The organism is Streptomyces sp. NPDC044033, from assembly GCF_056434425.1.
In genome coordinates this window covers 247,746-253,171 of record NZ_JBWKFF010000013.1, presented here as the reverse complement: position 1 = coordinate 253,171, position 5,426 = coordinate 247,746, and the positions used below count along the sequence as shown (strand labels likewise).

At 70.8% G+C, this 5,426-nt stretch carries 4 protein-coding genes and 1 pseudogene; 1 reads left to right on the top strand and 4 read right to left on the bottom strand.

Going from position 1 to position 5,426, the window contains the following annotated elements; all coding sequences use genetic code 11:
• From AC07AB_RS23670 to AC07AB_RS23655, 4 genes and pseudogenes are all read right to left on the bottom strand, one after another.
• Positions 1 to 180: pseudogene (locus tag AC07AB_RS23670) on the bottom strand (hypothetical protein); the annotation flags it as partial.
• 98 nt (positions 181 to 278) lie between these two features.
• A complete protein-coding gene (locus tag AC07AB_RS23665) occupies positions 279 to 1,301 on the bottom strand; it encodes an FKBP-type peptidyl-prolyl cis-trans isomerase (RefSeq protein ID WP_478570042.1) in 1,023 nt (340 codons plus the stop codon).
• A 149-nt stretch (positions 1,302 to 1,450) separates the two neighbouring features.
• On the bottom strand, positions 1,451 to 2,812 hold the full coding sequence (gene pafA / locus AC07AB_RS23660; protein ID WP_363129559.1) for a Pup--protein ligase: 1,362 nt from the start codon (positions 2,810 to 2,812) through the stop codon (positions 1,451 to 1,453).
• Between the two features lie 9 nt (positions 2,813 to 2,821).
• Positions 2,822 to 4,081 (bottom strand): MFS transporter, encoded by a 1,260-nt coding sequence (locus AC07AB_RS23655; protein WP_478570040.1) that lies wholly within the window; start codon positions 4,079 to 4,081, stop codon positions 2,822 to 2,824.
• A 241-nt stretch (positions 4,082 to 4,322) separates the two neighbouring features.
• Here AC07AB_RS23655 and AC07AB_RS23650 point away from each other — a divergent pair, with 241 nt between their 5' ends.
• Positions 4,323 to 5,306 (top strand): LacI family DNA-binding transcriptional regulator, encoded by a 984-nt coding sequence (locus AC07AB_RS23650; protein WP_478570070.1) that lies wholly within the window; start codon positions 4,323 to 4,325, stop codon positions 5,304 to 5,306.
• The last annotated feature ends 120 nt before the right edge of the window (positions 5,307 to 5,426 follow it).

Sequence of the window (5,426 nt, the reverse complement as noted above, 5' to 3'; positions counted from 1 at the left end):
GTGGTGTTTCTGTTTCGCGTGTGGTACGGGGTAGGGGGAGAGGGAGGTGGCGATGGGGCACAAGGAGCCTTTCTCCCCGCCCTCTCCCCCCCCCCCCCCCCCCTCCCACAGGTCCACGATCTCCAGCTCGGTGGGGGCGGGCCCGTCCGGGAAGTCGATCTCGGGCTTGTCGATGTTCACGAAATTTCTCCTACGGAAGACGCATTCGGTCGGCCGGTCAATTCTGGCAGATCATGGCGCGAATGCGCTGCTCAGACCCTTGACAGGGACTCCCCGGCTCAGGCCTTGCCGACGATGTCGACGACGAAGACGAGCGAGGCGTCCTTGGGGATGCTGCTGCCCTGCGGCGGCTTGTCAGCGTAGGCGAGCTTCGCCGGCAGGACCAGTTCGACCCGGTCGCCCACGTGCTTGCCGACCAGGCCCTTGTCCCAGCCGGGCACGACCGAGCCCGAACCGATCTGGAAGGCCGTCGCACCGCCGTGGTCCCAGGACGAGTCGAACTTCTTGCCGCCGTCCCACGTGACGCCGGTGTACTGGCCGATGAGCCCGTCACCGGCCTTGACCTCGGCGCCCTTGCCCTTGATCAGCACCTGCTGCTTGAGCTCCGAGGGCGCCTTCTCGCCCTTGGGCATGGTGAAGGTCGCGGCCTTCTGCGGCTCGGCCTTGACCTCCGGCATCCCCTCGTCCGGCTTGGCCTGGTCGCCCTTGGCCTCGCTCTTCGGGTCCACCTTCTGCGTGCCCGCGATGTCGAAGACCCAGACCAGACCGTCCTCAGGCTTGAGGACGTCCTTGTTGATCCCCTCGCCGAGGAGCGCCTGCGCCGTGCCCTCGACCTCGATGCGGCTGCCGGCCTTCTGGCCGATGAGCGCGTTGAAGACCTTCGGGGGCAGCGGCGCCGGCTTCATCTGCTCGGCCTGCTGCGTGCCCTGCTCGTTCATCGGCAGGACGATCTGGGGGCGCGCGGCCTTGGGGTCCTGCTGCGGCTGCTGGGTCTGCCAGCTGCTGCCCAGGTTCTTGTTGTCCTTCATCGTCTGGCCGGCGAAGTCGAACCGTACGAAGCCGTCCTTCTCGACCTTCGCGCCGTCGCCCTTGCTCACGGTCTTCACGACGAGCTTGTCGGATGCCTTGGCGTCCTTGGGGGCGGAGATCTCGGGCTTCTCCCCGAACTTCCCCGACACCTTGGCCACGGCCTTGGCGTCCGACGAGCCGCCGTCGTCCGAGCCACACGCCGAGGCGGTGAGCAGCAGGGCGGGGACGGCCAGCGCCACGGCGAAGCGGCGCGTTTTCTTCGTGTGGTTCATCAGTCCAACTCGGGCTAGAGGGGGTGTCGGGACAACGCCCGCCACTCTACGGCTTGCGCTCTGCCTATCAACCCTGCCGGACACGGCTGTGCGCCGGTGTCCGTGGACACCGGCGCACAGCCTTCGTACAGCCCGTACACAGGTCCGGTTCACATCCCGGCGATGAGCTTCTCCACCCGGTCGTCCACCGACCGGAACGGGTCCTTGCACAGCACGGTGCGCTGCGCCTGGTCGTTGAGCTTGAGATGCACCCAGTCGACGGTGAAGTCCCGGCGCTGCTCCTGCGCGCGGCGGATGAAGTCGCCGCGCAGCCGCGCGCGAGTGGTCTGCGGGGGCACGGACTTGCCCTCGAAGATCTTCAAGTCGTCGCACACCCGTGCCGCTTGGCCGCGCCGCTCCAGCAGGTAGTAGAGGCCGCGGCGGCGGTGGATGTCGTGGTAGGCGAGGTCTATCTGGGCCACGCGCGGGTGGGACATGGTGATGTTGTTCTTGGCTCGGTAGCGCTCGATCAGCTGGTACTTCATGACCCAGTCGATCTCGGTGGAGATCCGGTCCAGATCCTCTTCCTGGATGGCGTCGAGGGTGCGGCCCCACAGCTCCAAAACGCGCTCGACCGTACCCGTACGGATTCCGCGGCGCTCGCAGAAGTCGACGGCCTTCTCGTAGTACTCGCGCTGGACGTCCAGCGCGGACGCCTCGCGCCCGCTGGCGAGGCGGACCTTGCGCTGTCCCGTGATGTCGTGGCTGACCTCGCGGATGGCCCGGATCGGGTTCTCCAGGGTGAGGTCGCGCATGACCGTGCCCGCCTCGATCATGCGCAGCACGAGGTCGGTGGCGCCGACCTTGAGGAGCATGGTCGTCTCGGACATGTTGGAGTCGCCGACGATGACGTGCAGCCTGCGGTAGCGCTCGGCGTCGGCGTGCGGTTCGTCACGGGTGTTGATGATGGGGCGCGAGCGGGTGGTCGCCGAGCTGACGCCCTCCCAGATGTGCTCGGCGCGCTGGCTGACGCAGTAGACCGCGCCGCGCGGCGTCTGGAGCACCTTGCCCGCGCCGCACAGCAGCTGCCGGGTGACGAGGAACGGGATGAGGATGTCCGCGAGCCGGGAGAACTCCCCGTGCCGGGCGACCAGATAGTTCTCGTGGCAGCCGTAGGAGTTGCCCGCCGAGTCGGTGTTGTTCTTGAAGAGGTAGACGTCGCCCGCGATCCCCTCCTCGTGCAGGCGGCGTTCGGCGTCGACGAGCAGCCCTTCGAGAATGCGCTCACCCGCCTTGTCGTGGGTGACGAGCTCGGTCACGTTGTCGCACTCGGGAGTCGCGTATTCCGGGTGCGAGCCCACATCGAGGTAGAGACGGGCGCCGTTGCGCAGAAAGACGTTGCTACTGCGGCCCCAGGAAACAACTCGGCGGAAGAGGTAGCGCGCCACTTCATCAGGGGACAGTCGGCGCTGTCCCCTGAAAGTGCACGTGACGCCGTACTCGTTCTCCAGCCCGAAAATGCGGCGGTCCATGACTGAACATTACGCCTGATGGCCTGCTCTGAAACCGGGTTCGACGGCTGCGTTTCGATCATTTTCCGCCGCCCGTTCAACTACCGGAACGGCGTCGGCGACCGCGAGGAAGCGCCGGGCCGCGAGGAGTACGGCCAGCGCCGCGCATCCCCCGAACCCCGCGACGGAGAAGCCCGCGCCGGCCCCGCCGTGCTCGACGGCGGGCCCCACGACCGCGCCGCCGATGGCCGCGCCCACCCCGAAACTGGTGACCAGCCAGGAGAACGCCTCGGTGACGGTGCCGCGCGGCGCGTGCCGGTCCACGACGACGAACGCGCAGGCCAGCGCGGGCGCCAGGAAGACCCCGGCCAGCACCGTCAGCGCGGTCATCGCGGCGACCCCGGGCACGAGGACGAGCGGCAGATAGCCGACGGCGAGCGCGGCCACCAGCAGCCGCAGCCGCCGCTCGGGGGCGCCGGGCCACTGGCGGGCCCCGTAGACCACGCCGCCGATCAGCGCGCCGACGCCCAGCCCGGACAGCAGATAGCTGGAGACGAGGCCGCCGCCGTGGCCCTCCGCGTACGAGACCGCCGCCACCGCTATCGACCCCAGCGCGAGGCCGACGAAGAAGAACGCGCCGAGCAGGACGAGGAGTCCGGGCGAGCGCAGGGCGCCGAGCCAGTGCGCCTCGCGGGGCGCGCTGCGCCAGCGCCGGGACGGCGGGGAGACGACCACGGACAGCGCGCCCGCGATGCCGAGCGCGTTGATGACGAGCAGCGCCGCCGCCGGCGACCAGACGGCCACCACAAGCGTCACGAGCAACGGGCCGACCGCGAACATCACTTCCTGCGCGACCGCGTCGAGCGCGTACGCGGCGTGGATGCGGTCGTCCCGCTTGAGGACGCTCGGCCACAGCGCGCGCAGTCCGCCTTCGAGCGGCGGCGTGAAGAACCCGGCGAGGAGCATGGCGGCGAACGCCAAGGGCAGCGGGCTCAGGCCGCACGCCGCGAAGACGGCCGCGGAGAGCGCGGAGAGCACCGCGGCGGGCAGCATCACCTTGAGCTGCCCGTAGAGGTCCACGGCCCGGCCGAGCAGCGGCTGGCCGATGGCGTTGCCCACGCCGTAGACGGCGGTCAGCGCCCCCGCGAGGCCGTAGCCGCCGCCTTCCGCGCGTACGAAGAGCACGATCGCGAGCGTGGCGGTGGCGTTGGGGAGCCGCCCTATGAGGGTGCCGCACAGCAGCCGTGCCGCGTGCCGCGTCCGTAGCAGTTCACCGTAGCCCGCTGCCATCGCCCGCCCCTTCGCGCCCCGGGCCGCTCCCGAGGTGTTACGTATAATGTGCGGGGCTACACCTATCATGACCGTCGACCGCCGGTCCACCCCGATAGGGTCGCGGACGGACCGGACGGGGAGCAGAGGAGCGGGATCGGTGATGGGCGAGGGCGGCGCACCGCACGGGTACGGCGACGGAGCGGCGGAGGCCGCGGCCGCGGCCTCCCGGGCGGCCGGCGGCCGTATGACCAGCCGCGACGTGGCGCGCGCGGCCGGCGTCTCGCAGGCCACCGTCTCGCTGGTGCTGGGCGACAAGTGGCGCGGACGCGTCTCCGAGCGCACGGCCGACTCCGTACGGGCCTCGGCCCGGGAACTGGGCTACCGCCCCAACCTCGCGGCGCGCAACCTCCGGCTGGGCCGGACCAGGACCGTGCTGCTCGTCGTCCCCGCGCTCACCAACGAGTTCTTCGCCCGGGTCCACACCGGCGCCGCCCGGGTCGCGCGCGAGCACGGCGTCGGCGTCCTGCTCTACCCCTCACCCGACGGCATCGGCCCGGCCCGTGACCCCTTCGACTCGGCGCGGTCCGCCGTCGACGGGGTGATCGCCTCCTCGATGGCGGCGGACGCGCTGGCCGCCATCCGGGGCGGCGGGCTGCCGCTGGTGATGCTCGACAGCGATCCGCTGCGCTCCGGCTCCGCGGCCACCGTCAACCTCGACATCGCCGACGGCATGCGGCGGATGGCGGAGCATCTGCTCGCGCTCGGCCACCGCCGGTTCGCGCACATCGCGGCCGGCATCGACTCGTGGACGTTCTCCATACGGGCCGAGGCGCTCGCCTCGGCCCTGCGCCGGGTCCCGGGCGCCTCGGTACGGACCGAGCCGGCGGCGCTCGGCGTGGCGGAGGGGCGGCTCGCCGCGGAGCGGGCGCTGAGCGGGCCGGGGCCGCGGCCGACGGCGCTGGTGTGCGACGACGACCTGCTGGCGGCGGGCGCGTGCAAGGCCGCCCGGCGGGTCGGGCTGCGGGTCCCGGACGACGTGTCGGTGACCGGCTTCGACGATCTGTCGCTGGCGACGGCGGTCGAGCCGGAGTTGACGACGGTTCGGCTGCCCGCGACGGCGGTCGGCGAGGCGGGCATGCGGGCCCTCATCGCGGTGCTCGACGGCCGCACTCCCGAACCGACGGAGCTGCTGGCCGAACTGGTCGTACGGGACTCCACCGCCCCGCCGCCGCACGACCGGTAGGCACGTGTGCCCGTGGGGGGGGGGGGGCGAAAGGCACAGGAAACAAGAAAGAAGAGAAAAGATAAGGCCCAGCAAGCCTCAGCGTAAAGAGACGCAGAGAGAGGTAGCCGAATAGTAGTA